Origin of the sequence: Streptomyces aculeolatus (assembly GCF_020400605.1) — a bacterium.
GTDB lineage: Bacteria > Actinomycetota > Actinomycetes > Streptomycetales > Streptomycetaceae > Streptomyces > Streptomyces aculeolatus.
The window spans coordinates 1-427 of the sequence record NZ_JAINRD010000114.1 but is presented as its reverse complement, the minus strand read 5'-3'; the positions used below and the strand labels follow the sequence as shown (position 1 = coordinate 427).

Genomic DNA, 427 nt, shown 5'->3' with positions numbered 1-427 from the left:
ATCAGGTGTTGCCATGACGGTGACGCCGCCGGCCAGCGCCATCGTGCACTCACCACTACGCACCGCCTGGGCGGCCAGATGCAACGCCACCAACGACGACGAACACGCCGTATCCACCGACATCGCCGGGCCCTCCAAACCCAACGAATACGCCACCCTTCCGGAAGCGACACTGCCGGTCTTGCCTGTGATCGAATATCCCTCGACGCCCTTGGGGAGCTCCCTCATTCCGACGGAGTATCCCGATCCGGACGTTCCCATGAATACTCCGGTTTGGGTGCCCTTGAGTGAGGCAGAGTCGATGCCCGCCCGCTCCAGCGACTCCCACGCCACCTCCAGCAGCAATCGCTGCTGAGGATCCATCGCCAGCGCCTCACGCGGCGAAATACCGAAGAACCCGGCATCAAACCCGGCTACATCCCGAAGG

1 protein-coding gene is annotated in these 427 nt (G+C 63.5%); it reads right to left on the bottom strand.

Annotated features, from left to right (window positions below):
- Positions 1-427, bottom strand: a 427-nt coding sequence (locus LG396_RS38950; protein ID WP_225798336.1) for a beta-ketoacyl synthase N-terminal-like domain-containing protein, incomplete at both ends; no start/stop codon positions are given.